26 protein-coding genes are annotated in these 25776 nt (G+C 36.0%); 12 read left to right on the top strand and 14 right to left on the bottom strand.

Annotated features, from left to right (window positions below; translation table 11 throughout):
* The first annotated feature begins 170 nt into the window (after window positions 1-170).
* From AC3WV0_RS05710 to AC3WV0_RS05685, 6 genes are all read left to right on the top strand, one after another.
* A complete protein-coding gene (locus AC3WV0_RS05710; RefSeq protein ID WP_488844789.1) occupies window positions 171-3572 on the top strand; it encodes a T9SS type B sorting domain-containing protein in 3402 nt (1133 codons plus the stop codon).
* 141 nt (window positions 3573-3713) lie between these two features.
* The gene (locus AC3WV0_RS05705; RefSeq protein ID WP_488844787.1) at window positions 3714-4502 is read left to right on the top strand and encodes a hypothetical protein; all 789 of its coding nucleotides are present in this window, start codon (window positions 3714-3716) and stop codon (window positions 4500-4502) included.
* A gap of 157 nt (window positions 4503-4659) precedes the next feature.
* Window positions 4660-5445: a DUF6759 domain-containing protein gene (locus AC3WV0_RS05700; protein ID WP_488844785.1), complete on the top strand. Its 786-nt coding sequence runs from the start codon at window positions 4660-4662 to the stop codon at window positions 5443-5445.
* Window positions 5446-5520: 75 nt separating this feature from the next.
* Window positions 5521-6198 (top strand): tRNA (guanosine(46)-N7)-methyltransferase TrmB, encoded by a 678-nt coding sequence (gene trmB / locus AC3WV0_RS05695; RefSeq protein WP_312899867.1) that lies wholly within the window; start codon window positions 5521-5523, stop codon window positions 6196-6198.
* A gap of 140 nt (window positions 6199-6338) precedes the next feature.
* Entirely contained in the window at window positions 6339-6980 is a 642-nt protein-coding gene (locus AC3WV0_RS05690) for a DUF6759 domain-containing protein (protein ID WP_488844783.1), read from the top strand.
* 290 nt (window positions 6981-7270) lie between these two features.
* Window positions 7271-7726, top strand: coding sequence for a DUF6759 domain-containing protein (locus tag AC3WV0_RS05685; RefSeq protein ID WP_488844781.1), 456 nt, complete (start codon window positions 7271-7273; stop codon window positions 7724-7726).
* Between the two features lie 76 nt (window positions 7727-7802).
* Here AC3WV0_RS05685 and rpsB read toward each other — a convergent pair whose 3' ends face one another.
* The 3 genes from rpsB to rplM form a co-directional block, all read right to left on the bottom strand.
* Window positions 7803-8564 (bottom strand): 30S ribosomal protein S2, encoded by a 762-nt coding sequence (gene rpsB, locus AC3WV0_RS05680; RefSeq protein ID WP_089998447.1) that lies wholly within the window; start codon window positions 8562-8564, stop codon window positions 7803-7805.
* A 207-nt stretch (window positions 8565-8771) separates the two neighbouring features.
* Window positions 8772-9158, bottom strand: a complete 387-nt coding sequence (gene rpsI, locus AC3WV0_RS05675; protein WP_072883409.1) for a 30S ribosomal protein S9 — start codon at window positions 9156-9158, stop codon at window positions 8772-8774.
* Between the two features lie 5 nt (window positions 9159-9163).
* Window positions 9164-9619 carry a 50S ribosomal protein L13 gene (gene rplM, locus AC3WV0_RS05670; RefSeq protein WP_027381190.1) on the bottom strand — a complete coding sequence of 152 codons (456 nt, stop codon included), beginning with the start codon at window positions 9617-9619 and terminating at the stop codon, window positions 9164-9166.
* Window positions 9620-9938: 319 nt separating this feature from the next.
* Here rplM and AC3WV0_RS05665 point away from each other — a divergent pair, with 319 nt between their 5' ends.
* Window positions 9939-11054: a DUF3667 domain-containing protein gene (locus tag AC3WV0_RS05665; protein ID WP_488844779.1), complete on the top strand. Its 1116-nt coding sequence runs from the start codon at window positions 9939-9941 to the stop codon at window positions 11052-11054.
* Here the strand turns inward: AC3WV0_RS05665 and AC3WV0_RS05660 are convergent.
* Window positions 11051-11383 carry a hypothetical protein gene (locus AC3WV0_RS05660; RefSeq protein WP_488844777.1) on the bottom strand — a complete coding sequence of 111 codons (333 nt, stop codon included), beginning with the start codon at window positions 11381-11383 and terminating at the stop codon, window positions 11051-11053. The genes AC3WV0_RS05665 and AC3WV0_RS05660 overlap by 4 nt on opposite strands.
* Before the next feature lie 266 nt (window positions 11384-11649).
* Between AC3WV0_RS05660 and AC3WV0_RS05655 the strand changes: the two genes are divergently transcribed.
* Both AC3WV0_RS05655 and AC3WV0_RS05650 read left to right on the top strand, forming a co-directional pair.
* Complete coding sequence (locus AC3WV0_RS05655; RefSeq protein WP_488844775.1) at window positions 11650-15015, top strand: methylmalonyl-CoA mutase family protein; 3366 nt, start codon at window positions 11650-11652, stop codon at window positions 15013-15015.
* A 106-nt stretch (window positions 15016-15121) separates the two neighbouring features.
* On the top strand, window positions 15122-15832 hold the full coding sequence (locus AC3WV0_RS05650) for a Dph6-related ATP pyrophosphatase (protein WP_488844773.1): 711 nt from the start codon (window positions 15122-15124) through the stop codon (window positions 15830-15832).
* Window positions 15833-15843: 11 nt separating this feature from the next.
* On the opposite strand, the gene AC3WV0_RS05645 is transcribed toward AC3WV0_RS05650, so the two are convergent.
* The 4 genes from AC3WV0_RS05645 to AC3WV0_RS05630 are packed head-to-tail and all read right to left on the bottom strand — an operon-like array spanning window position 15844 to window position 18240.
* The gene (locus tag AC3WV0_RS05645) at window positions 15844-16569 is read right to left on the bottom strand and encodes a hypothetical protein (RefSeq protein ID WP_488844771.1); all 726 of its coding nucleotides are present in this window, start codon (window positions 16567-16569) and stop codon (window positions 15844-15846) included.
* 20 nt (window positions 16570-16589) lie between these two features.
* Window positions 16590-17207, bottom strand: coding sequence for a hypothetical protein (locus AC3WV0_RS05640; protein ID WP_488844769.1), 618 nt, complete (start codon window positions 17205-17207; stop codon window positions 16590-16592).
* Window positions 17204-17920 carry a hypothetical protein gene (locus AC3WV0_RS05635; RefSeq protein ID WP_488844768.1) on the bottom strand — a complete coding sequence of 239 codons (717 nt, stop codon included), beginning with the start codon at window positions 17918-17920 and terminating at the stop codon, window positions 17204-17206. Before AC3WV0_RS05635 ends, AC3WV0_RS05640 begins: the two co-directional genes overlap by 4 nt.
* Complete coding sequence (locus AC3WV0_RS05630) at window positions 17917-18240, bottom strand: PadR family transcriptional regulator (RefSeq protein ID WP_488844766.1); 324 nt, start codon at window positions 18238-18240, stop codon at window positions 17917-17919. The genes AC3WV0_RS05635 and AC3WV0_RS05630 overlap by 4 nt, the downstream gene beginning before the upstream one ends.
* Window positions 18241-18432: 192 nt before the next feature.
* On the opposite strand from AC3WV0_RS05630, the gene ruvC reads away from it, so the two are divergent.
* Window positions 18433-18987, top strand: a complete 555-nt coding sequence (gene ruvC, locus AC3WV0_RS05625) for a crossover junction endodeoxyribonuclease RuvC (protein ID WP_488844764.1) — start codon at window positions 18433-18435, stop codon at window positions 18985-18987.
* 54 nt (window positions 18988-19041) lie between these two features.
* On the opposite strand, the gene AC3WV0_RS05620 is transcribed toward ruvC, so the two are convergent.
* A complete protein-coding gene (locus AC3WV0_RS05620; protein WP_488844762.1) occupies window positions 19042-19452 on the bottom strand; it encodes a hypothetical protein in 411 nt (136 codons plus the stop codon).
* A 169-nt stretch (window positions 19453-19621) separates the two neighbouring features.
* On the opposite strand from AC3WV0_RS05620, the gene AC3WV0_RS05615 reads away from it, so the two are divergent.
* Window positions 19622-20692, top strand: coding sequence for a DUF4407 domain-containing protein (locus tag AC3WV0_RS05615; protein ID WP_488844760.1), 1071 nt, complete (start codon window positions 19622-19624; stop codon window positions 20690-20692).
* 101 nt (window positions 20693-20793) lie between these two features.
* Entirely contained in the window at window positions 20794-20991 is a 198-nt protein-coding gene (locus AC3WV0_RS05610; RefSeq protein WP_488844758.1) for a KTSC domain-containing protein, read from the top strand.
* 115 nt (window positions 20992-21106) lie between these two features.
* On the opposite strand, the gene guaB is transcribed toward AC3WV0_RS05610, so the two are convergent.
* From guaB to AC3WV0_RS05585, 5 genes are all read right to left on the bottom strand, one after another.
* Entirely contained in the window at window positions 21107-22567 is a 1461-nt protein-coding gene (gene guaB, locus AC3WV0_RS05605; protein WP_488844757.1) for an IMP dehydrogenase, read from the bottom strand.
* Between the two features lie 162 nt (window positions 22568-22729).
* On the bottom strand, window positions 22730-23230 hold the full coding sequence (locus AC3WV0_RS05600; RefSeq protein WP_488844755.1) for a DUF4252 domain-containing protein: 501 nt from the start codon (window positions 23228-23230) through the stop codon (window positions 22730-22732).
* Between the two features lie 12 nt (window positions 23231-23242).
* Window positions 23243-24511, bottom strand: coding sequence for a DUF4252 domain-containing protein (locus tag AC3WV0_RS05595; protein ID WP_488844753.1), 1269 nt, complete (start codon window positions 24509-24511; stop codon window positions 23243-23245).
* A 64-nt stretch (window positions 24512-24575) separates the two neighbouring features.
* Complete coding sequence (locus AC3WV0_RS05590) at window positions 24576-25250, bottom strand: hypothetical protein (protein ID WP_488844752.1); 675 nt, start codon at window positions 25248-25250, stop codon at window positions 24576-24578.
* Complete coding sequence (locus AC3WV0_RS05585) at window positions 25225-25734, bottom strand: RNA polymerase sigma factor (RefSeq protein ID WP_312902800.1); 510 nt, start codon at window positions 25732-25734, stop codon at window positions 25225-25227. The genes AC3WV0_RS05590 and AC3WV0_RS05585 overlap by 26 nt, the downstream gene beginning before the upstream one ends.
* Window positions 25735-25776 lie beyond the last annotated feature (42 nt).

Here is a 25776-nt window from a genome sequence, read left to right as displayed (position 1 = left end):
TGGCTGTCTTTAAGGCAGCCATTTTTGATAATATTTATAATAAATTGTGGTTTAATAGCATTATTTGTATATGGATTTTATCTAATGATAATGACGGTTTAACGGTTTTTTAATATTTTCAATAAAACAATACATTTTATTATTAAATTTGTGATAAAAGTAATAACTGAATGAAGAAACTTCTATCTCTTTTATTTTTATTTTATTTTTTTACCTCTGCTTTTTCACAATTGGACAGGGAGCATTGGTTTGCCCCGATGGTTGACAGAACGGGAAACCCCAACCCTTATCAGAAGCTATATCTTTCTACAAACCGTACTACCCCATTTCCGGTAAGCATCTATAATAATAATGTTTTAATTGCAACTGTAAATATCAGTAAAAATAATCCTCAGAAAATTGATATTCCCAGGCAATATATTATTACAACCCAACAAACCGATTTATTTACCCCCACAACAAAGGGGCTTTATGTAAAGGCTGAATTTCCATTTTATGCCAACTTAAGATTTTCGGTGTATAATCATGCGGAGATCATAACCTCTAAAGGCATACCTTCTACCGGAAAGCTGTTTTATGCTGCTGTTGCACCTATTACTGTTAGCAATAATATTCTGAATTTCATGACAAGTGTGCTGGCAACAGAAGACAATACAACAGTCACTATTTCAGGATATAAGCCTGTGGTACAGTTTTCTAATGGGACAACCGGAGCAACCAATCCTACAATTACTTTTACGTTAAACAAAGGCCAATCATACATTATTGACGGTATCGGAAATATTACAGGAAACTCCGATGGATTTATCGGGGCAAAAATAGTTTCTGACAAACCGGTAAATGTCACAAACGGAAACTTTAACGGCCAATATGCCGGGAATTTCCCTCTCAGCTCAGATATTCTTATGGATCAATCTGTTCCGGTAGAAAGATTGGGTAATGAGTTTGCGCTTGTAAAAGGTAACGGAAGCATCGGTTCCAATATGGAAGGTGCACTTGTAGTTGCCACTGAAAACAATACAGAAATTCGTGTTAATAATGAAATACTGCCTATTGCTACGTTAAATATCGGGCAATATTTTATGATCCCTGATTCCAAATATCAGCTTCAGGGAAGTGGCCATTACAATTTGTATATAAGAACTTCTAAAAATGCCTATGTATATCAGGTTCTTGCAGGAGCAAGCACATCAGGGAACGAAGTAGCCACCGGTGGCTTTAATTTTATACCAGCGCTCAACTGTTATCTTCCAAAGCAAATTAATGAACTTGGTTTTATTAATGAAAATTTTGTTTATTCAAATGGAAATCCATCGGGGATTTTAAATATTCCCACAAAATTAAATCTTATAACAGAACGTGGCGCCGTTGTAACGGTAAACGGAGTAACGCCGCCTGCTTCTACAGGTCCTTTTAATATGACCGGAACCAATAACTGGGTGACGTACGGCATTCCAAATACTACAGGTACGATTACTGTCGTTTCATCCAAAGCGATCATGGCCGGCATCAATGCAGGAAGTGACGCCGTGGGATATGGAGGCTTTTTTGCCGGTTTTCCTACCCAACCGGTGATCTTAAAATCCGGCGGAGATTGCGTCCCGGGAATTGTATTAACAGTAGATCCTATCATTTACGATACATATCAGTGGTATAACAATGGAAATATCATTCCTGGAGCAACCGGCCCATCAATAACACCTGCGGGATCCGGATATTACACATGTTCTGTAACGATGGGAAGCTGTGCCCCATTAGTAACCGAACAGTATAAAGTACTGAACTGTACCAAACTTTCATCGATAAGTTATGACGTCTGTAATACAAAAACCATTACCCCCACATTTACAACGTCAACACAAACTCCTTCCCCTTCAACTGTTTCTATTGTTACAGCACCTACTTTAGGAACAGCTATCATAAATGCAGCTACCGGAATTATCACTTACACGGTAACCAGCCCCGGAACGACAGGAACCGATACATTCACCTACACTTTCTGCGGAAACGATCCGGATTTCCCGGATTGTGAAACTGTTACTGTCACTATTAATATCCAAGCCTTAACGGTTAATAATGCAACACTCAATGCCTGCGATAACGGATCCGGACAAGGCATATTTAATTTAACGACCGCCGTTGTTACAAATAATTCGCCGGTAACCATTACTTATTATCCATCTTTGCTTACCGCTCAAAATGAAACTCCCGGAACCAACATATCAAACCCTACTTCTTATTCTGCAGCCAATGGAACTATCGTTTACGCTGTAGTGAAAAACAGTCTTGGTTGTAAAAGTATTGCGCAGATTACCCTAAATCTGTATCCTTATGCTGTGGTAGTTAATAATTATACCGGATCATTTTGTGATGATAATCTGGATGGTATAGTAAATGTTGTTTTATCAAATATAACTCCTATTGTATTGAATAACCCGACTTATTTTACAGGAGTAAGATATTATGGAAACATAGATGATGCAAATTCAGGCAACAACAATACACTTCCTGACAACTGGTCTTACACGGCCACGACAACCATATACATCAGAGTCGATTCTCCGGATGGATGTCCTCCGGTAATCAAACCGCTTGTGTTTACGATAGGTAGTAAACTCCCTTTAATTAAAACAACCCATTCCGTTACGATATGCGATGATGATCTTGACGGCACAAAAAGTATTGATTTTTCATCATACATCAACCAGTTTACGGCAGATCCCGCAGTAACGGCAACATTTCATCCGACACTGTTGGATGCTCAGAATAATACTGCAGTGCTTACAAATCCTATTACGATTACAGGAGTACAGACAATTTACATACGTTTTGAAAAGCCTGGCTCCTGTCCTAATATTGCCTCTATCATTGTTAATATAAAAACACCTAAGCATTCTGTTCTTTTGGTGAATAAAGTCATATGCCCTAAAACTAGAACCCTATTGGATGCCGGTCCCGGATTTGACAGCTATTCATGGAGTACAGGCGCTACAACCCCTTCTATCAGCAATGTAGGTCCCGGAAATTATTGGGTTGATCTCATATTTGACGGCTGTACATACAGACAGAATGTGACCGTGACAGAATCTGTGCTACCCGCTATTACCAGTATAGAAATAAATGGCAGTACCGTAACCATAGGAGTAAGCGGCGGAACACCTCCTTATGAATATTCTCTTGATGGTAATAACTGGCAGAGCTCTAATGTTTTTGTAAATGTTCCGAGGGGTAATCATACCGCTCATGTTCGTGACTCCAACCGATGTGATGAAGTGACAAGACCTTTTGTAATCATTAACCTCATCAACACTATAACGCCAAATCTTGATGGTTATAATGACACGATTGATTATTCTTCTTTAATGGATAATGAAAATATTGTCTTCAGAATATTCGACCGATATGGAGCTGAAATTTTCCGGGGGAATAAAGAAAACAGATTCATCTGGGATGGAAGAATTACCGGAAGACCAGTCAACACAGCTACCTATTGGTATTTTATTAGTTGGACAGAATTCGGAGGAACTACGACCGTAAAATATACAAGCTGGCTATTGGTAAAAAATTATTGATTTAAATTTATCGTCAAATCATTACTTCGATTATAACATTCATTAACAATTTTTGAGCAAAGTTTAATATAACTTTAACCTGTTTTCACTACTAAAATAGGTATAAATTGATGCATTTCTGCTTAATTTTGCCTTAATTATATGAAGAAACTATTTATCCTATTGCTGTTGGTTTTTCTGATAAAAATTAACGCTCAGTCGTATTCCGGGGAAGTTTTTTTAAGAGATAACTCCGTTTTATATCTTAATCAGGTGTATGTTACCAACATTACTACTCAGAAGACCGTTCTCAGTGATTATAATGGTGATTTTAATATTTCTGCCAATCCGGGTGATATTATACGTTTTACGTCTATCGTTACAGAAAGAAAAGATATTAAACTGACACCCGAAATGATGGGCCAGAGAAATCTAATTGAGTTAAAAATTGCTTATCATGATATTCAGGAAGTCGTGATCAACAGATTCAAGCCTACAGGAAATCTGAGATATGATGTAAATGCTTTAAGAAAAGAAGACAAAGGACTGGCTATAAAAAAAGTAATAGGATTGCCCGAGCCTAAAGGAGACGGCACTCCTCCTCAGCTTCCGGTTGCAGGATTAAGAGATGGCGGACTTACCTTCAGCCTTGAGAGTATTTATGATATTCTTTCCGGTGAGCGGAAGAAAAAGCAACGCTACATGGCGTATGAGAGAATGAATAATTCTGTTACGCAGATTAAGAATTATTTAGGAAAAGACTATTTTACAAGGTTTAAAATACCTGAAAATCTGATTGATAATTTCCTTCAGTTTGTATATACTTCAGAAAATATTGAGCCGTATATCATGGCTGGTAATTTTGAAGCCATTAAAATTCCTATCGAAAAATATCTGCCGATCTATCAGCGAAGGCTAAGAAACTCGCATCTTCAGGAAATTGTAAAATAATCGAAATCTGTAGTAAAATGCATACTGATACAGCTGCAGTATACATTTTCGTTTTAAATTTAATTTTATCACAATCGAGTGCAGTATACAAAAAATACTTTAATTCCGTTATAATTCCAGAGGCTTGTAACTTATAATAATCTTTTAATATCTGTGAATGAAAAATATACTTTTGATTTTTAGCACTATTGTTTTCGTAAATATTTCGGCTCAGAAAAAAGGTAAAGACTACAGTGATATTTTAAAAAGCAAAAATATATACGAAATCAATGCATTTCTGAGAGACGCCCATCCGGATGATCCCAGAAGATCCGTACTGAAACCCCGTGTCATGGAAATGATGAAGGAATATATCAAAAATGCAAAGCCTGGCGATACCAAAGTAAGACAGATGCAGGACTGGCTCGCTATGCTGAAAAGACGTCCTTCCACAAAAATATCGTTTGAGGAATTCAATGCCAACATCCGAAAAAAACAAATCGCAAAATATCAGAAAGAATTACAGGTTGGTCAATCTGCGGTCGTTTACACACCCAGTAATCCACAGAATGTTTATATAGCGCCTACCGCTACACCAACTGTTACAACTGCCGCCATACCCGACACAGAAGCTTCAGAATTCAATATGTTAATGGCGGAAAATCCTGTAGAGCATAAAAATAAGACCGTAAAAATATTAAATTCACTTTTTGATAACGATCCTAATGCCAAAGAGTGCATTGTCATGATTGAAAATAAATCCGACTGCAATATTATTGTCAGGATAGAAGGCATAGGCATCACAAAATACAGGCTTCCTGTTCCAGCACATGGAGACAATTCTATTGTCGTGCAGAAAGGCGATTACCTTTTTACCAGCATCGTCTGCGGAGCGCAGTATGCCTCACAGAAAACTATACAGAAACCTTTAATGGTCGCACTCGGAAGTTCAGCCAGGAAATAATTTCTCAATTTAATTTTATCATGTAAAGAAAGCATCTAAAATTTTGTTATTTTTGCAAGATTTTAGAAATGTTTCATGGGTAAAAATAAAATAGCAAGATTCGCAGAAAATAAAATATTACCAAACGTTGTTCAGCCTACAAGAGAAGAAGCCCTGAACGGCTTCAATCTTAAAGGAAAATGGAGAACAGAGTTTTTTAAGAATGATCATCCAATCGTTCTGGAATTAGGTTGTGGTAAAGGAGAATATACTGTAGGACTTGCAAAAACTTTCCCTGAAAAAAACTTTATTGGAATTGATATTAAAGGGGCAAGGTTCTGGTTTGGTGCTAAAGAAGCTCATGAGAGCAATATGCACAATGTAGCGTTTCTAAGAACTCAGATCGAGCTGGTAGACTACTTTTTCGGAGAAAATGAAGTCGATGAAATATGGATCACATTCCCGGATCCTCAGATCAAATACAAACGTACCAAGCACCGACTTACACATCCTGACTTTTTAGACAGGTACAAAAAATTCCTGAAGCCCGGCGGAATTGTTCATTTAAAGACAGATTCAGAATTTCTACATGGCTACACCCTTGGCTTTCTACAGGGAGCCGGCTATGAAATTATCTCGGCGCATCATGATATTTACGGAGCTCCTGAATATGATCCGAATACACCGCATTTAAGGGATATTAAAACCTATTACGAAGAATTGTTTTCTGCTAAAGGAAAAACGATAACGTATATAAAGTTTAAAATTAATTAAAAACAAAAAAGATGAAAAAAACACTATTCCCGTTATTCCCATTCCAGATTATTGTATTTTAGGCAATTATTGTAGTTGCTCCAAAGGATATAAATTTTATATCCTCTTATTTCTATTTATAAAACACATTAACATCAGCTATGAAAAAAAACATCTTTATTATTTTATTATGCACCCTTATGGCGTGTAAAAGTTCTGGTATTGAAAACCGTTCCCATGACATTTTAGAAAGTACCGACATTAAGGAAATTGAAAATTATCTCGCTACAACACATCCGGACGATCCTAAAAGAAGCGTCCTGAAACCCAAGCTCATTGCATTGAAAAACGCTGAGTGGACCAAAGGTAAAAAGGATGCAAAACCAATGGAAGCCAGGCCGATTATATCTGAAATTCCGAGTGGTGCTATAAGAAAGCCGAACTCTGAAGAGGCTGAAGAATTTAAACGGCTCATTGCCTCGACTTCTCAAGAGCACAAAGACAAAACCGTAAAGCTTCTCAACGCCATGTTTGATGAAGACATCAACAGCAAGGAAATTATTCTGTTATTTAAAAATCAATCCGACTGTAATCTGGTGCTGAAGATTCAGGGAAAAGACTTTTACAACATGGCTGTACCCGCAAAAGGCGAAAATTTTATTGTTATAAAAAAAGGAACTTATACCTTGACAGGAAATGTTTGTGACGTGGTTTATTCTTCCAAAAAAGATCTTAGCAAGAGTCTTTTTCTGACAATAAGCAATCCTAAACCAGCAACAGCAAAAACTACAGGGAAAAAGTAAATGGCACTTTGCAAATTAAATCAAACCCGTGCGTCAAAATTCAGCTGGTAAAAAGGTCGATTCTTGCCTGTGCATTTTATCCTGGAAAAACGTTTCGACGCTTTAGATAAAACGTTTCGACGCTATAGATAAAACGTTTCGACGTTTTGGTAAAAAGGTCCCGTGGTTTTAGATAAAACGTCTCGACGTTTCGGACGAAAGGTTTCGACGTTTTGCCATGTCCCGCGAAAACCTTTATCCATCATTATCTGAACAGTAAAGACTATCTTTGTATTTATAAATGTATTGATATGAAGAAGTATATTTCGTTTTCACTTGTACTTATTCTGTTCCTGAACAGCTGCGGCAATAAAGTTTCTAAAACAAATTATCCTGTACGCAAACCTAATCCTGTTTCCACAAATACCGGAAGCAGTACCACTTCCGCGGCGCAGGTCGAAAGAGAATATCAGGCATTAATGAAAACATATAAATCTGAAACAGCTGAGGTTTTAACGTATTTATTGAATGATTCATCCAATGATCCCAAGACGTCAATCACCGTGGAAAACAAGTCCCGCTGCAATATGGTTCTTACCATTAGTGGAACTAATTATTTTAAAAAAGTACCTATTGGAGCCAATAAGATAGGAGCCGTAATGGTTCCAAAGAATCAAAATTACAATCTCTCAGGAATGGTTTGTAATGCCGTTTACCACAATACAAAATTTGTTTCAAGTTCTTACGAGGTAAAGCTTTCGAATTGATTAAAGCCTTTCAACGAAAACAAAAAACCGCTGAATTCAAAGAATTCAGCGGTTTTGTATGGTAAGAAAATCTTAATTATTCTGCATCGAAGTCAGCATCTTTATCAGCAGATACTACTTCTCCTTCTTCTTTAGATTTTTCTTTATCAGCTTTTCTCTGAGACTGACCTTCTTTGATAGCTTCAGAAACTACGCTAAGGATCATGTCGATAGATTTAGAAGCATCATCGTTTCCTGGGATTACGAAGTCTACTTTTCTAGGATCAGAGTTTGTATCAACGATACCGAAAACTGGAATACCTAATTTTTTAGCTTCAGTTACAGCGATGTGCTCTCTCAAGATATCAACTACAAATACAGCAGACGGAAGTCTCACCATGTCAGCGATAGAACCTAAGTTCTTCTCAAGGTTAGCTCTTTGTCTGTCTACCTGTAATCTTTCTTTTTTAGATAAAGTTTCGAACGTACCATCTTTTTTCATTTTGTCGATGGAGTTCATTTTTTTAACAGCCTTTCTGATAGTAACGAAATTCGTTAACATACCACCAGGCCATCTTTCTGTAATATAAGGCATATTAAGTTCAGAAGCGTGTTTTGCAACCACCTCTTTCGCTTGCTTTTTAGTAGCTACGAAAAGAACTTTTTTACCTGCAGAAGTTAATTTTTCTAAAGCGCTACAAGCTTCATCCAATTTAACAGCTGTTTTATGTAAGTCTACAATGTGAATACCATTTTTCTCCATAAAAATGTATGGAGCCATATTTGGGTTCCACTTTCTGGTCATGTGACCGAAGTGTACGCCAGCCTCTAGAAGGTCTTTTACATTTGCTTTTGCCATGTTTTTTGTTTTTGTTAGTTTACTTTCCGTCTTTTAAACAATCAACAACTTCTTTAGATGGGAGAAGCGTTTGGATGCTAAACGTAACGGGCAATTGGCGGTTTGCTTTTTGCTTTTGGCAATGGGCTTTGCGCCGAGATTAAGTTTAAATAAAATTTAATACATTTCTGTAGGCAATAGCTAATAGCCATTCGCCAACAGCAAATCTTAACGTTTTGAGAATTGGAATCTCTTTCTTGCTTTTTTCTGACCTGGCTTCTTTCTTTCCACCATTCTTGCGTCTCTTGTAAGTAAACCAGCTGGCTTCAATGCTAATCTGAACTCAGCGTTGATTTCGCACAAAGCTCTTGAAATACCTAATCTGATAGCTTCTGCCTGACCTGTATTTCCACCACCGAAAACGTTTACGGTAACGTCGTACTGACCAACAGTTTCAGAAAGGATAAATGGTTGGTTTAATTTGTAAACCATTACATCTGTAGAGAAGTATTCTTTAGCATCTTTACCGTTTACCGTAATATTACCAGTACCTGGCTTTACGTAAACTCTTGCTACAGAAGTTTTTCTTCTTCCGATTTTGTGAACTGTAGACATATTAATTATTTAAATTCGTTAACATTAATTGTTTTAGGCTGTTGAGCTTCGTGTTTGTGCTCAGTTCCTTCATATAAATAAAGATTCTTAAGGATAGCAGCTCCAAGTCTGTTTTTTGGTAACATTCCTTTTACTGATTTTTCCAATACTTTTAAAGAATCTTTCTTTTGAAGTTCAGCCGCAGTCATAGACTTTTGACCTCCAGGATATCCTGTATGCCAGATATAAGTCTTATCGTTCCACTTGTTTCCGGAAAGAGTTACTTTCCCAGCATTCAAAACGATTACGTTGTCACCACAATCTACGTGAGGTGTGTAGTTCGTCTTGTGCTTACCTCTCAAAATCTTTGCAACCGTAGAAGCTAATCTACCTAACGGCTGTCCTTCAGCGTCTACCACAACCCATTCTTTATTAGCAGTAGCTTTGTTCGCTGAAACAGTTTTGTAACTTAATGTATTCACACGTTTTAGTTAAAGATTAAACATAATTTTCCCCTAAAAGGGTGTGCAAAGGTACAAATTATTTTCGGAATGCAAAATATATTTGATTTATATATTGATATACTTTTCCTTATATATTCTTTTAATTGATTCTTAAATAGTCGCTTATAGCAAAAATTGTAAGTGCAATATGAATAAGAAATACGATTAACCAAAATTAAATAATTAACTTCTTATCGTGGCATTAATTAAATTTAATTTAAAAATTAATTACAAAAATTGAAGATACCATCATAATTTAAAGCAAATATGTATATTTGTTCTAAACCTTATATAAACTATGAGCCACGGAAAAATCAGAGCAGATAAAACCTGTCTTAATTGCGGTCATCTTGTTGAAGAAAGATTCTGCCCACACTGCGGACAGGAAAATACCGAAACAAAACAGCCGTTTCATTATCTTTTCACGCATTTTATTGAGGATTTTACGCATTATGACGGTCAGTTCTGGAAAACCATCAGGTATCTTTTGCTCAATCCTGGTAGGCTTACCAAAGAATATCTTGCAGGAAAAAGACAGACGTATGTCGCTCCGGTAAAGCTTTATATTTTTATAAGTTTCATAACCTTTCTTCTTCCCTCTTTATTTTCCGGCACTGAAGAATATGATGACAAGCAAAATAAGAAAGAGATCACGGCTAAAGAATTGAAGGAAAAACAAACGGAAAAGAGAATTACCAAATTTACAGACAGTCTTGCACTGCAGTTAAAGAGTAAAGAGAATATTAAAAATAAGGAAACAGAAACCTATAAAGATGCCAAAATTACGCAGGTCAATGGCAATGATATAGAAACTGATGCTTTATCAGAAACCAATGATGGAAAAATGAGTGTTCTGGGGGCTACCAATATGAAGCAGTTTGATTCTCTCTATGCAAAAAAAGTCAGTGATCGTCGTGTTTTTGATTTCCTGAGGCCTTTTGCATCAAAAGTATTTCATCTGCAGGAACAGGGTCTGGGAAAGGAGGAAATTCTCAACAGATTCTCTGAAACTTTTATCCATACACTTCCAAAGGCTCTTTTTGTGTATCTTCCTATTTTTGCTTTTTTCCTATGGATTTTCCACAACAAAAAGAAATGGTGGTATTTTGACCATGGCATATTTACACTCCATTATTTCTCTTTTCTGTTATTAGGGATCCTTATTCTGATATTCTTTAACAGGTTTCTCGATATGATTCCGGACAATATTTTCGTTACTGTCTTACAGATATTAGCTTATATGGGTGGTGTTATCTATATATTTATCTACTTTTTTATAGCACACCACCGGGTATATGAAAGCTCAAGAGGAATCAGTGTGATAAAAGGGTTTTTACTGCTGATCATAAACTTTATAGGAATTATATGCATGCTGCTTTTACTGATGTATATCAGCTTTATGATGATGCATTAATTACGAAGTGTTTTACTGGCCCTGAAGCTTGCAATAAGATAATAAGCAACAAAAACCGTAGAAAATTTCAGGACAGAAGGTATTGCCAATTCGAGATTGAATAATAAAGCACCAACCGCTACCAAAACGGCCATTGCCAAAAAAGACAAACCTAGCTTTTGAGGCAGTGTGAAATTGGGCGTATCCAGATAATAGGCAGTTCCCCAGGCAAAACCAAATGCAATGGCATAATAAATATCAAGTCCTATATTCTCTGAACTGTAAAAGAAATAATTAATTAAAAAACTTAAAACCGTTCCCAATAAAAAATAGAGCAATGCCTTTTTCATATACTTTAAATATGATGCAAAAGTAGAGAAATTAATTTGAGAATTTAAAAGGAGGTAATTTTGAAATTAATATTCTATTTTTTTAAATTTTTCCACCATACACTAAATCTCAGTCTCAACCTTATCCTAAACGAACGTTTGTTCTATTGGAAAAATGCTTAAAATATAAATTTCATTTAAAATATTAAAAATCAAAACATTAATCACAAACTAAAGGTTGTTATTTTATTGTTATATTTGGAATTCAGAAATTTTCTAGATTTTTTATGGAAACCCAAAAATATACTCCTAAAAACAAAGTAAGAATCGTAACAGCTGCGTCGTTATTCGACGGACATGATGCTGCGATTAATATTATGCGTCGTGTGATCCAGGGAACAGGATGCGAAGTCATTCACCTTGGACATGACAAATCTGCTGAAGAAGTTGTCAATACAGCGATTCAGGAAGATGCCAACGCGATTGCCTTAACATCTTATCAAGGTGGTCACAATGAATATTTTAAATACATTTATGACCTTTTAAGAGAAAAAAATTCTCCGCAAATCAAAATTTTTGGCGGCGGCGGCGGTGTTATTCTGCCTGAAGAAATCAAAGATTTAATGTCTTACGGAATCGATAGAATTTATTCCCCAGATGACGGTCGTGAGCTTGGATTACAGGGAATGATTGACGATTTAGTCCAGAGATCAGATTTTGCAACGGGGAAAGAGGTGACAGCAACAGATTTGGATTCAATTAATTTCGAAAATCCTACGAGTATTGCTAAAATCATTTCAGCTGTGGAAAACTTTTCCGATGAAAAGCCTGAATTAATACAAGCCATCGACGAAAAATCAAAAGATTTACACATTCCGATTATTGGGATCACCGGTACTGGTGGGGCAGGAAAATCTTCATTAACAGACGAGCTGGTAAGACGCTTCCTCCGTTCTAACACCGATAAAAAGATTGCGATCATCTCTATTGACCCTTCAAAAAAGAAAACCGGAGGGGCGTTATTGGGAGACAGAATCCGTATGAACGCGATCAATGACCCGAGAGTTTATATGCGTTCGATGGCGACGAGAGAAAACAACGTTTCTGTTTCTCCGTTTATTCATTCCGCTTTGAATGTGTTGAAATTAGCTCATCCTGATGTTATCATTTTAGAAACTTCAGGTATCGGACAATCCGGTTCAGAAGTTTCTGATTTCGCAGATGTTTCCATGTATGTGATGACTCCTGAATACGGAGCTTCCACACAGCTGGAAAAAATCGACATGTTGGATTATGCTGATTTGGTTGCTTTAAATAAATCGGACAAAAGAGGTGCACTTGATGCGCTTCAGGCGGTTAGAAAACAGTTCCAGAGAAATCATTTGCTGTGGGAACAGCCGTTGGACGAAATGCCGGTCTATGCGACAAAAGCATCTCAGTTCAATGATCATGGAACGACCGAATTATATAACAGATTGGTATCTAAAGTCAACGATACCCTTCGACAGGCTCAGGGTAACAATGCTCCTCAGTTTCAAACCTTTATTGAACAAGAAGTTACAGACGAAGTAACGATCATTCCTCCGAAAAGAGTACGTTACCTTTCTGAAATTGTTGAAAATAACAGACAATATGATGCTACCGTTGAAAAGCAGGCTGAATTAGCAAGAAAAATGTATCATATTGAAGGGGTAAAAAATTTCCTTTCCAACGAAACTTTAGACGCTGAATATCAGAAGGCTGAGAAAGAACTTCAACAGGAAAATATCGACTTCCTGAAAACTTGGGATGATACGAAGAAAGCTTTTCATGAAGAGTTTTATTCATACTTCGTAAGAGGAAAAGAAATTAAAGTTGAAACCTCAACAGAATCTTTATCCCACTTAAGAATTCCAAAAATCGCTTTACCAAAATACAACGATTGGGGCGATCTGATCAAATGGAAAGGCCAGGAAAATCTTCCGGGAAGCTTCCCTTACACCGCAGGAATTTATCCTTTCAAAAGAACAGGAGAAGACCCAACAAGAATGTTTGCCGGAGAAGGAGGTCCTGAGAGAACCAACAGAAGATTCCACTACGTTTCTGCGGAAATGCCGGCAAAACGTTTGTCTACAGCGTTTGACTCGGTAACATTGTACGGACAAGACCCAGCTTTACCACCGGATATTTATGGGAAAATTGGAAATGCAGGAGTTTCAATTGCAACATTGGATGATGCTAAAAAACTGTATTCAGGATTTGACTTGGTAAATGCATTGACTTCAGTTTCAATGACGATCAACGGACCGGCTCCGATGCTGTTGGCTTTCTTTATGAATGCTGCTATTGACCAGAATGTTGAAAAATATATTGCAGAAAATAATCTTGAGGCTAAGGTTGAGGCTAAGCTTAAGGAAAAGTTTGACGATAAAGGGTTGGCAAGACCAAAATATAACGGTGAATTACCGCCTTCCAATAATGGTTTAGGTTTAAAATTATTGGGAATCACCGGAGACGAAATTATTCCTGCCGATGTTTATGCTGAAATTAAAGCCAAAACTATTGCAACCGTTCGCGGAACGGTTCAGGCAGATATTTTAAAAGAAGACCAGGCACAAAACACCTGTATTTTCTCAACTGAATTTGCCTTGAGATTAATGGGCGACGTTCAGGAATATTTTATCAAAGAAAAAGTAAGAAACTTCTACTCTGTTTCGATCTCTGGTTATCACATTGCGGAAGCGGGAGCCAATCCGGTTTCTCAGCTGGCATTTACATTAGCAAATGGTTTCACGTATGTGGAATATTATTTGTCAAGAGGAATGGATATTAATGATTTTGCACCAAATTTATCCTTCTTCTTCTCCAACGGTATCGACCCTGAATACTCTGTAATCGGACGTGTAGCAAGAAGAATCTGGGCAAAAGCCATGAAACTGAAATACGGAGCTGACGAAAGAAGCCAGATGCTGAAATATCACATCCAGACTTCCGGACGTTCGCTTCACGCTCAAGAGATTGACTTTAATGATATCAGAACGACTTTACAGGCGTTATATGCAATTTACGACAACTGTAATTCACTGCACACGAATGCTTACGACGAAGCGATTACGACTCCAACTGAACAGTCTGTACGAAGAGCGATGGCGATTCAGCTGATCATCAATAAAGAATTAGGGTTGGCGAAAAACGAAAATCCGCTTCAGGGTTCATTTATTATTGAAGAATTGACAGATTTGGTGGAAGAAGCTGTTTATGCAGAATTCGACAGAATCACGGAAAGGGGTGGTGTTTTAGGCGCTATGGAAACCATGTATCAGCGTTCAAAAATCCAGGAAGAATCGATGCATTACGAATGGCTGAAACACACGGGAGAATATCCGATCATTGGTGTAAATACGTTCCTAGGAAAAGACGGTTCGCCAACAGTACTTCCTGGAGAAGTAATCCGTTCGACGGAGGAAGAAAAACAAGCTCAGATTGAGACTTTACACAACTTCCAGAAAGCGAATGAAAATAAGTCGGATGAAGCATTAAAACAATTACAACACGCCGCTATCAATCAGCAAAACTTATTTGAAGTGATGATGGATGCCGTGAAATATTGTTCATTAGGACAGATTACCAATGCTTTGTTTGAAGTAGGCGGTAAGTACAGAAGAAATATGTAGGTCCGTGGCCGGACTGGCATTTTAAAATACTAATGCTTAAAAAATTATAAATCAAACCTCAAGGAATTTTCTTTGAGGTTTTTTGTTTAAATAGTATGTTTGCGAGATGAAACCCAAAGCCATCTTCAACTGGAGCAGCGGAAAAGATTCTGCGTTTGCCCTATATAAAATTGTAAAAGAAGACCAATTTGAGATCACTTCTTTGCTCACAAGTATTAATAAAGAATTCCAAAGAATATCCATGCACGGTGTTCACGTTTCATTGTTGGAAAAACAGGCTGAAAGTTTAGGATTTCCGTTAATTAAAATGGAACTTCCGCAAGAACCAACCATGGAAGAATATCAGGATATCATGAGTAAAACCATGAATGAAATTAAAGCTAATAGCGTTACCCATTCTATTTTTGGAGACATTTTCCTGGAAGATTTAAGAAAATATCGAGAAGATCAATTAGAGACTGTAGGAATTAAGGGGATTTTTCCCCTATGGAAAATCAATACCACTGATCTTATCCATGATTTTCTGGATTTAGGTTTTAAAACAATCGTGACTTGTGTGAATGAAACTTATCTTGACAAAAGTTTTGCCGGAAGAATTATTGATGAAAATTTTATTAAAGATTTACCTGAAAATGTAGATCCCTGCGGAGAAAATGGTGAATTTCATACGTTCACTTTTGATGGACCGATTTTTAAGAAACCTATTGATTTTGAAATTGGTGAAATTGTTAAAAAAACTTATCCAAAACCAAAATCTGATACCGAAAGTGATGGTGGTGAATATGTTTTCTGGTTTTGTCATCTGGCTTTACAATGAAAAAGCATTCATTAATTTACCGAAAGATTCAAGAAATTTCTCATTTTATTTAAGCTTTCCCTGTGTTTTAAAAAGTTAATCATGAGAAAAATAGTCATTACATAAAGCACATACGGAAAAACCAATGCGATGGACAATGAGAAAGCTGAAAAGGGATCATCTGTTTTGAAAAATGTAAAAATATACCTGTCATCTCTTAGAGTGAGCTGAAATAGTAAATTGATACATAGTGCAAAGATGCCAAGATTTTGCTGATATACGGTATAGAAAAGCTTCCCCTGGTATTTAAAATCGTTTCTGACATACTTCCGCACATCTTTGCTGAAAACCCAGCACAAAAATGGAACCAGTAAAAATAATGAATGGTATAATTTTAAAAGACTGTTGTAAACCTCCTGATCTGCCGATATAAAAACCAGACCGGCATTCACTAAAAAAGCAATAAATCCTAGAAGTAAGGATTTTCTGATAATATTATTATACTTTTCCTTAACAATTCTTTTTAAAATTACAGGAATTCCTCCGCTGTAAAACACAGAATACGTGGTTGTTTTAAATTCATTTTCCCAGATCTTTTGTGTTTTATGGAAAGCTTCTTCAAAACTTACATTCTCATTAGCCTGGATATCTGAAATCTGTGAGATCATATGATCTTTCACTTCCAGTAAAATATCTAAGGGCAGCCTGTGAAGAATGAGATAATCGGTTACCTGTTGCTCCTGTTCTTTAAATGACATCTTATTTTAACATTAAATTTTTATAATAGAACATTAAGTCTCTTGGAATTAAAATATAAAAGCTGAAACTGAATGGCTAAAGAATACATTAAAAAGAACTTTGCAATCTGAAGATCAAGCATTTCCCAACGATCTGTTGTAAAATGATATCCGAAAGAAAACACCACCAGTCCAAAAATGATATTTCTCACTAATAAAGGATGAAAACTCATCGAAATATACTGCGAGAATTTCATACTTTTTTTAAGAAAACTATAGAGAATGAAGGCAAACCAAATTCCTGTCAGCAATATTTGCAATGTGATGAAAAAATCAGGATTTATATAATACAATATAAAAGATGCTCCGGCAAATACAAATGAAATAAGTGTCATTTTGCGGAATCTTTGGTGCAGGATTTCTCTTTCGATTTTCGCTATTCTTTTAAATGAAAAGAAATCAGCCTTCACCATTTCCAACTCATTTCTCCAACTGATTTTTGTAGCCAGAAATGCTTCCTGAAAACTATACCCCTTATCTTCCATCAAATTGGAAATCTGCAGGATAAAATGATCTTTTATTTCGGAATGCAACTTTGAAGACAATTTTTTCGAGTGTAAATATAATCCGATAGCGTTCTGTTGCTCTAATGTTATCATGAGAAATATTTTTTTACTGTTTCAAGTTTTCTAATATTTTCTATTAAAGAGAAATAAGAGAATAGATATAACGTCAAAAAAACAATACCTGCAAGAATACTTTCAGCAAAAAATAATGTTGTTATCTTTTCCTGGGAACCAAAATTTATATAATCATAAATTAACACATATGAATTCTTTGGAAGATCAATTAAATTATCTACAACAAGCGTAATGATAAAAATTAACATCGGATGAATGAAATTATTTAAAACCATATTTCCTCTGTAATTCTTATTTTCCATGCTTTTCTGACGGATATACAGCACGATTATCTCAAGGAGTAAACAGAAAGCTACAATTTTAATGATTTTATTAATATTTAAATACCATTCCTTATTAAAAGCAAATGCTAAAATGATCTCTATGCAAATAAATAAAAATGCAATTGAAATTGATTTTAGTAACATATTTTTATTATTCATCTTATCAATTTCATAAGCTATCCTTGTAATTTTTTGTTTTGAAAAAGGATTTTTCTTAACCATACTAAGATCTGCACTCCAATATATTTTTACTTCTTCAAAAGCATCTTCGAAATCCAATTTTCTATCTTTTTGAATTTCTGAAATCTGAGAAATCATATGATCTTTTATCTCGGTTAAAAGTTTTCCTGAGATTTTTTTGGACAGTAAATATTTTCCAATTTCTCGTTCCTGAAAAAAAGTTATCATATATTAAAAATCGTATTTAGGTTAAACAAATAGTTTTTCATTTCGGCTTCCTGCTCTGCCTGCTGTTTTTTTCCCTTGTCTGTCAAAAGATAATATTTACGGTCTCTCCCGTTGATCTTTTGCACTTCAGAAATGATCATCCCTTCTCCTTCCAGCTTATGCAAAAGTGGATAAAGTGCCCCTTCTGTCATCTCAAGCTCGCCTTGGGTAAGTTCTTTTGCACGTTGTGTAATCTGGTAACCATACATTTTTACTTCCTTCGCAAGAAGCTTAAGAATGATGTTTTGCAGTGTTCCTTTATAAAGGCTATTCTTTTTCAATGTCTGATTTTTATACCTAGCAAATTTATACATAATTTTCTTATGTATGCAAATTATTTTTATATTTTCTGAAATGTAAACTATAAGCTAACACAACTAGCTTTTTAGGTTAACCATTAAAAACACATGATCATAAGAGTTAAGATACTAATTCCTTAAAATACCATTTTAGAAAGTTATATCTTTGCTCTGATGATTGCAGAGAAAATAATTTTAGGAATTGACCCGGGAACAACGGTCATGGGGTTTGGTATTATTTCCGTAAAAAAAGGTAAAATGGAAATGATATCCATTCATGAATTATTGCTAAAAAAATATCCTAATCATGAGACTAAGCTGAAGTATATTTTTGATAAAACTTTAGCCTTGATTGATGAGTTTCATCCCGATGAAGTTGCTCTGGAAGCACCTTTTTATGGCAAAAACGTGCAAAGTATGCTGAAATTGGGAAGAGCACAGGGTGTTGCCATGGCAGCCAGCCTTCACCGGAATATTCCTATTACTGAATACTCTCCGAAGAAAATTAAAATGGCCATTACCGGAAACGGAAATGCAAGTAAAGAACAGGTTGCCGGAATGCTGCAAAGTTTACTGAATTTAAAAGAATTTCCTACAAAATATCTGGACGCTTCCGACGGACTGGCCGTAGCCGTATGTCACCATTTTAATTCCGGAACCATTGCCGATACAAAATCTTATACCGGTTGGGAAAGCTTTCTAAAGCAAAATCCTGATCGTTTAAAATAATTCCCACAAATATAGTTTCAGGACATAATCTGTGGGAATCATAAAAATTAAAAATTATTTTGATTTGTATTCCTGAGGAGTAATTTTAAAATCCGTGGTCGGCTTCCCGTTCTTATCATAGTAAGTATACACCATCGTCACATCGTTATCGCGAAACTCTTTGATGTCGGGAGAGGTTTTGATCACTTTCAGCGCTCCTTCCTTTGCAGTGTTCTTAAAATCCTCAATCTGTTCAGGGCTTACACTTTCTTTTTCATCATCAGTTAATGTGTAATTATATCTGAAAATTTTTCCGGGCTGGGCAGATACGCTGTCCAGACGTACTCCATCAGCAAGATTCTGTGGTGTGGTTTTGTTGATATTTGCTGCAACTTCCTTAAGATCATCATCAATTGTTTTCTCTTTATTACAGGAAGATAAAGTCAGTGTAAGACACAGCACCGAAAGGCTCATTACATTTTTCATATTTAAAATTTTAGTGATTGCTACTTAAAGATAAGAATATTTTCTTAATTAAATTTAATTTATTGATTAACAGTGAAATAAGTTAATATTTAAATATACTTGGTAAAACATAATACTATCTTTTACATTGGTATAATTTTTAATAGTACATTTGTATAAATTTTCTGTCATGAAAAACAATCAACAAACTATAAATCAGGTGAATCAAAATATAAATTGGTTCCAGAAGTTTCTGATGGCCTGCTCCGGAGGGAATATTCACATTTTACGGAAGACGCCCAGCGAATGGAATAAATTTGCCGGAATCGGCGGAATCGTTTTATTTACGGCTGTTTTCGCAACATTATCTGCAGGATATGCAATGTACACTGTATTTGATAATATCTGGTCTGCAATTGGCTTTGGGGTGCTATGGGGATTAATGATCTTTAATCTGGACCGCTATATCGTTTCTTCCATTAAAAAAACAGGAACCTGGTGGAATCAGGTTTTAATGGCCATTCCCAGACTTATTTTAGCCACTTTTTTAGGAATTATTATTTCTAAACCTTTAGAACTTAAAATCTTTGAAAAAGAAGTTAACAAACAGCTGAATACCATTATCCAGAGAAATAAGAAGCAGCTTCAGGGCGAAATGAACGGTAGAATCCTCCAACAAAGCGGACCTTTTGAAACTGAAAAGAAACAAATCTCAGAAAAAATTGCCAATTATCAGAAATCTTATGATTCTGCATCAGTAGAACTCGAAAAAGAAATTTTGGGAAAACAATCCGGATTAACGAGCGGTAAAGAAGGTTTCGGACCTAATGCAAAACGTAAACAGGAACTAAAAGAACAAAGACGTCAGGATCTTGAAAATTATCAGAAACAGGTTGCTCCAAGATTGGAATATCTTGATAAGGAAATTTCAAAAGTGTATACTAATTTAGAAACTGAAAGAAAATCTACCGAAACTTTTGAAGATAAGTTCAATGGTTTTGCAGCAAGACTGCAAGCCTTGGACGAACTTGGTAAAAATTCTGCCATTATTGGTCTGGCCGCCACATTCATAATGGGACTTTTCATTTGTCTGGAAATCTCTCCTGTTTTGGTTAAATTGATCTCTCATATCGGACCTTACGATTATCTTCTTGAAAAAACAGAAAATGATTTCCGCCTCTATTCTAAGGAGAAGGTAGAAAAAGGAAATGCTTTGACAGATTTCAGGATCGATGATTTTAAGGATAAATTAGGCAAATAATTCATTTAAAATATCTCACCATCAACCTTTCGGAATTCTCCGGAAGGTTTTTTTTATGAATAAACAATATCTTAAGGAATATTTTTTGTTCTAAATATTGTATGCCGTCATCAGTAGTCAATAAATATCTGTATTTTCCTGAGACTGAAATTTTAAGAATAATTTATCAGTCGGGCGCAGTATATGACTATTTAAAAGTACCCGCAGAAGTTGTTGAAAGATTTAAAACGGTACAATCAAAAGGAAGATTTTTAAATTATGTTATCAAGCCGAAATTCAAATATAAAAAGATTGAATAACAATAGTTTCGAAAAAAACTTATGATTTCGTTTCGGGGCGCGGGCTTCGCCCGCGCCCCGAAACGAAAATAAGGCTGTCGATCGACAGCCTTATTTATCTATTATTTAAAAATTCCTACAAAGAATAATTCGGAGCTTCCTGTGTGATGATTACATCATGAGGGTGAGACTCTTTCAATCCGCTTCCTGTGATCATTACCATTTTGGCTTCTGTCTGTAAAGCTTCAATATCTTTAGCCCCACAATATCCCATTCCGGCTCTTAGACCTCCTGTCAACTGGAAAATAACATCTTCCAATTTACCCTTACTCGGTACTCTTCCTTCAATTCCTTCCGGAACGAATTTTTTAGCCTCACTCTGGAAATATCTTTCTTTTCCCCCTCTCTTCATCGCAGAAAGGCTTCCCATTCCCTGATAAGTTTTGAATTTTCTTCCCTGGAAAATAATTTCTTCACCCGGAGCCTCATCTGTCCCGGCTAAAAGCGATCCCAGCATTACCGCTCCTGCCCCGCTTGCTATTGCTTTTACTATATCTCCGGAAAGCTTAATACCTCCATCTGCAATAACTGCAACATTTTTGGTTTTGGCATATTCATAAACGTTATAAATAGCAGATAACTGAGGAACTCCTACTCCGGCAACGACTCTTGTTGTACAGATAGAACCTGGTCCGACACCTACTTTAAGAACATTCGCTCCTGCTTTGATCAAATCCTCAGCTGCTTCAGCCGTTACAATATTTCCACCCACGATATCAAGATCCGGGTATGCTTTTCTGATTTCTGAGATTTTATCTAAAACACCTTTAGAATGTCCGTGTGCAGAATCGATACCGATAATATCAACACCTGCTTTTACCAATGCCTCAATTCTTTCAAGAGTATCTTCTCCTACTCCAACGCCTGCTCCAACGATTAACCTGCCGTTTTGATCTTTGTTGGCATTTGGATATTCCAGCTGATTATCAATATCTTTAATAGTGATTAATCCTACCAGTTTATTTTCAGCATCAACGATCGGAAGTTTTTCCACTCTGTTCTTCAGTAGAATTTCTTTGGCTTTTTCGAGGTTGGTATTTTTATCTGAGGTGATGAGATTATCTTTTGTCATGATCTCTTCCACTTTCATATCAAGGTTTTCCTGATATTTCACATCTCTGTTGGTGATGATTCCTATTAAGGTGTTTTCGGCATCAACAACCGGCAACCCGGAAATTTTATATTTCGCCATTGTATCTTTTGCCTGAGCCAGCGTATGGTCTTTTGAAAGAGTCACAGGATCAGAGATCATTCCGTTTTCAGAACGTTTTACTCTGTTTACTTGTGCAGCCTGCTCTGCAATGGTCATATTTTTATGAATGAAACCCAAACCGCCCACTCTTGCCAGTGCAATTGCCAGTTCAGCTTCCGTTACTGTATCCATCGCAGCAGAAACTATAGGAACATTCAGCGTAATTTTGTCGGTAAGTCTTGATTTTAATGAAACCTGATTAGGTAAAACTTCTGAATAAGAAGGGACTAGAAGCACGTCATCGAAAGTGATGGCTGTCTCTACAATTTTGTTATGAATAGACATCTTTACTTTCTTGCAAAATTAAGGTTTTTTGATGAAATACGAAAATCGATTTTAATAGTTTAAATAAAACTTAATAATCAATAACTTAAATTAAAAACCATTTCCGATTAAGAAATGGCTTTATACAAAATAAATTTAGAATATGATTGAATATGAAAATGTCTACTTATCGTTTGCGGAAGCAATCATTCTTGAAATATCATCTGCTGTAAAACTTCCTTTAATATCAACAAAAACAAGTTCTTTGTCTGAGTTTACCGTAATCAGCATATTTTTAATAGCATCGCCTTTCTGCTTTACCCGAATGTTGACATTGTCACCATCGTGCTTTATAGTTGCCCATTCTTCATAATTATTGTTATTCAGATAGCTGGCAAAATCTTTCAGCATATTACGGTCTCCGTTTTCCACAGTCATTACTTTTATCTTGGAAACTTTTCGTACCATTCTGATAAGCTCTTCATCTTCACCGCCTTCTCTTAAAGCTTTTTTGATGTAAGGCTTCGCCAGAAACAACGGAACATTTATGCTTACGAACTTAACCCCCTTAAAATCATGTCCCGATTCTGAAAAGTATGCCATATTCGGTCTTTCTGAAACGATGCAGGACTGCATGAAGAACATTACGGAGAGGATGAGAAAAAGATTTTTTATTATTTTCATGGCCTTTAAATTTTAGTTAATTTGTTTCAAGCTTCCGCCTGATGTTTTGTTGATATTGGAATTTATGACAGGATTTCCTTTATACTTTATTGTTCCTCCTGAAGAAGCCGTCGCTTTTAGTCTCTCTACCGCATGACCTGATACAACCGCGCCTGATGTTGCTTCTGCTTCAAGTTCATTAAACTGAAATTTTTCCGCATTACAAACCGCTCCACTGCTCACATCTATTGCGCCTACATCAACTCTTCCGCTGAGATTTGCTACCGCACCGCTTGATACCTTAATATTAATCAGTTTAGAATTGATGGTAGAATTTATAATGGCTCCCGAACTCACTTCCACTTTTGCATTATTTGAGATATTGAAATTACCATTAATCACAGATCCTGATGAAAGATCAACTGAAACTGCATTTTCGTTTATATTATTGATTGCATTGAAAACAGCCCCCGAAGAAGTCTTAATGTTATCAACTCTCGGCGCAGATACATTTACACTGATATTTTTAAACTTTAAATTTCGCTGTCCTTTATTGTCGATATATACTTTCAAAACCCCGTTATCAACTTTTGTGATGATGTACTGAAGCTTATCAGCATCTGCAATCACCTTTACCGAAGTTGGGTTTTCCTGTTTGAAGTTGACAACAACACCGGTACTTACATGAACTCCTCTGAATTCTCCTACACTCCTTAATTCACCATTAAGATAAGAAGAGGTATTCTGGGAAGCAAAGCTGTTTCTTGCATTGGTTGAAGAATTTGTTTTGGTTTCTGTCGAACTAATGAGTTTATTAATATCATCCATTGAAAGTCTACCGTCAAGTTTTATTAAAATACTTTCTTCACCGCCACTGTCAATGCTTAATAAGAGATCATCCAGAATTCCGTCCTTTTCTTCCGCTGAAAGGAATTTTATTTTCGCGCCATTGCTGGTCATGGTCATGATCTCACTGTAATTGAGATTGCTTAAATAAGATCTTATATCCCTGTTGATCTGCGCAAGTTTTTGCCCATTCATAGAGCTTGCATCCTCAGGCTTCTCTGCGATGAACACCTTCAATCCATTTATTTTTGATAATAAAGGTTTGATCTGATCGAGTTCGGCATCACCTAAATTCAGATTGCTGAGCATTCCAAACATCGGTTTTGCGATTTTTATGGAAGTTACCCCTTCTACTTCCTGATACTTATCAAAAAGCTGGTCTAGTTTATCCTGCTGCCCGTACACATTGAAAAAATGTGAAAAGGCAAATGCGAATAGTATGAATATCTTTTTCATGAGTCAATTTTATTTTTTTTGATTATTAGTGCCTGATCAGGTGCATAATCTTTTTAAAGGTTAATTAATAATCGTCGTCAACGACTTTTGGTTGTACTAATTTTTCACTGACGTTATTTGCAAATATTTGGAATGAATACTTAGTCACATTAATAGCTTCTTCCACATTTTCAATTCTTTTTCCGTTCACAATAACGTAAGAATCTTTGTATCCTGTGGAATCTTTTGAAGCTTTCTGATAAGAGGAATTATAAACAAATCTTGGTTTTCTTTCTTTTTTAAGTCTTCCCCTTTTCGGTAAAATTTCATCTAAATAATCCTTTTCAGCCATTGTGTTTTCCTGAAACAGAGAATCTTTTTTAGCTCCGGAAACAGAATCCGACACTTGGGTTACAGCAACCTGAGCCTGATGCTCGCTGTTCTCTTCAATAAAATTATTCTTCTGTAGTTTAATCTGATTTTCCACCAGCTGAGACTGCTCTTCAATGTTTTTATTATTATAATTAAATATAAATCCAACGCTTAGCAACACGATTACACTCGCCGCCATCCAGAACCACTTTGGAATTGAAGGCCGGCTTTTGCTGTCAATCGGAATAATAGGAGCTTCATTATTCTCTTGTACCTCATCTTTACCTTCCGCTTTTTTCAGAAAATCTTCGAAATCCCAGTCCATCTTTTCTTCCTTTAAATGTTGGAAGATCTCGTTATATTTATCTTGAAATTTGTCTTTGCTCATAGCTCATCAATTGTGAGATTTGTTCTTTTACTTTTTGTCTTGCCCGCATCAGATTTACTCTTACTGCGTTTTCTTCCATTTCCAGCATTTCTGCTATTTCCGAAACTTCATATTCTTCTACATCTTTCAAATGGATAACCATCTTTTGTTTTTCCGGAAGCTGATTGATGAAACCAATGATTTGTTCCTTCAGATTATTCACTTCCATACTGTAAAGCTCTGACCTGTGAAGCTGCATATCAGCAAATCCCATCTTTACATCATGATGCTTCAGCCTGTTCAGACATTCGTTCCGGACTGCTTTCAATGCATAAGATTTCAAATTTCCGAACTGCTCCAGCTCATCTTTTTTCTGCCAGAATTTGATCATCAGATCCTGCACCACGTCCTCTGCCTCATCACTACTCATGACGAACCTTTTCGCAAAGCGATACATCTCATTTTTGAGAATGAATACCGTACTTTTAAAAGTTTCTTGGGTCATAAGTTTTGTTTCTATAAGTAAGACAATCAGATTTTACATAAT

The organism is Chryseobacterium sp. 27AL, from assembly GCF_057815395.1.
The sequence above is the reverse complement of the archived record's forward strand: the minus strand, read 5'-3'. Positions and strand labels throughout refer to the sequence as shown.

What these genes read in the sequence shown, in the direction of transcription:
- AC3WV0_RS05645 (WP_488844771.1), bottom strand. Translation starts at nt 16,569, where the DNA reads ATGTCATTTAAAGAACAGGAGCAACAGGTAACCGATTATCTCATTCTT.
- AC3WV0_RS05660 (WP_488844777.1), bottom strand. Translation starts at nt 11,383, where the DNA reads ATGAAAAAGGCATTGCTCTATTTTTTATTGGGAACGGTTTTAAGTTTT.
- AC3WV0_RS05610 (WP_488844758.1), top strand. Translation starts at nt 20,794, where the DNA reads ATGCCGTCATCAGTAGTCAATAAATATCTGTATTTTCCTGAGACTGAA.
- AC3WV0_RS05655 (WP_488844775.1), top strand. Translation starts at nt 11,650, where the DNA reads ATGGAAACCCAAAAATATACTCCTAAAAACAAAGTAAGAATCGTAACA.
- AC3WV0_RS05635 (WP_488844768.1), bottom strand. Translation starts at nt 17,920, where the DNA reads ATGATAACTTTTTTTCAGGAACGAGAAATTGGAAAATATTTACTGTCC.
- AC3WV0_RS05650 (WP_488844773.1), top strand. Translation starts at nt 15,122, where the DNA reads ATGAAACCCAAAGCCATCTTCAACTGGAGCAGCGGAAAAGATTCTGCG.
- rpsI (WP_072883409.1), bottom strand. Translation starts at nt 9,158, where the DNA reads ATGTCTACAGTTCACAAAATCGGAAGAAGAAAAACTTCTGTAGCAAGA.
- AC3WV0_RS05640 (WP_488844769.1), bottom strand. Translation starts at nt 17,207, where the DNA reads ATGATAACATTAGAGCAACAGAACGCTATCGGATTATATTTACACTCG.
- AC3WV0_RS05620 (WP_488844762.1), bottom strand. Translation starts at nt 19,452, where the DNA reads ATGAAAAATGTAATGAGCCTTTCGGTGCTGTGTCTTACACTGACTTTA.
- AC3WV0_RS05705 (WP_488844787.1), top strand. Translation starts at nt 3,714, where the DNA reads ATGAAGAAACTATTTATCCTATTGCTGTTGGTTTTTCTGATAAAAATT.
- AC3WV0_RS05665 (WP_488844779.1), top strand. Translation starts at nt 9,939, where the DNA reads ATGAGCCACGGAAAAATCAGAGCAGATAAAACCTGTCTTAATTGCGGT.
- AC3WV0_RS05690 (WP_488844783.1), top strand. Translation starts at nt 6,339, where the DNA reads ATGAAAAAAAACATCTTTATTATTTTATTATGCACCCTTATGGCGTGT.
- AC3WV0_RS05595 (WP_488844753.1), bottom strand. Translation starts at nt 24,511, where the DNA reads ATGAAAAAGATATTCATACTATTCGCATTTGCCTTTTCACATTTTTTC.
- ruvC (WP_488844764.1), top strand. Translation starts at nt 18,433, where the DNA reads ATGATTGCAGAGAAAATAATTTTAGGAATTGACCCGGGAACAACGGTC.
- AC3WV0_RS05615 (WP_488844760.1), top strand. Translation starts at nt 19,622, where the DNA reads ATGAAAAACAATCAACAAACTATAAATCAGGTGAATCAAAATATAAAT.
- AC3WV0_RS05710 (WP_488844789.1), top strand. Translation starts at nt 171, where the DNA reads ATGAAGAAACTTCTATCTCTTTTATTTTTATTTTATTTTTTTACCTCT.
- trmB (WP_312899867.1), top strand. Translation starts at nt 5,521, where the DNA reads ATGGGTAAAAATAAAATAGCAAGATTCGCAGAAAATAAAATATTACCA.
- AC3WV0_RS05600 (WP_488844755.1), bottom strand. Translation starts at nt 23,230, where the DNA reads ATGAAAATAATAAAAAATCTTTTTCTCATCCTCTCCGTAATGTTCTTC.
- AC3WV0_RS05685 (WP_488844781.1), top strand. Translation starts at nt 7,271, where the DNA reads ATGAAGAAGTATATTTCGTTTTCACTTGTACTTATTCTGTTCCTGAAC.
- rpsB (WP_089998447.1), bottom strand. Translation starts at nt 8,564, where the DNA reads ATGGCAAAAGCAAATGTAAAAGACCTTCTAGAGGCTGGCGTACACTTC.
- AC3WV0_RS05585 (WP_312902800.1), bottom strand. Translation starts at nt 25,734, where the DNA reads ATGACCCAAGAAACTTTTAAAAGTACGGTATTCATTCTCAAAAATGAG.
- guaB (WP_488844757.1), bottom strand. Translation starts at nt 22,567, where the DNA reads ATGTCTATTCATAACAAAATTGTAGAGACAGCCATCACTTTCGATGAC.
- AC3WV0_RS05700 (WP_488844785.1), top strand. Translation starts at nt 4,660, where the DNA reads ATGAAAAATATACTTTTGATTTTTAGCACTATTGTTTTCGTAAATATT.
- AC3WV0_RS05590 (WP_488844752.1), bottom strand. Translation starts at nt 25,250, where the DNA reads ATGAGCAAAGACAAATTTCAAGATAAATATAACGAGATCTTCCAACAT.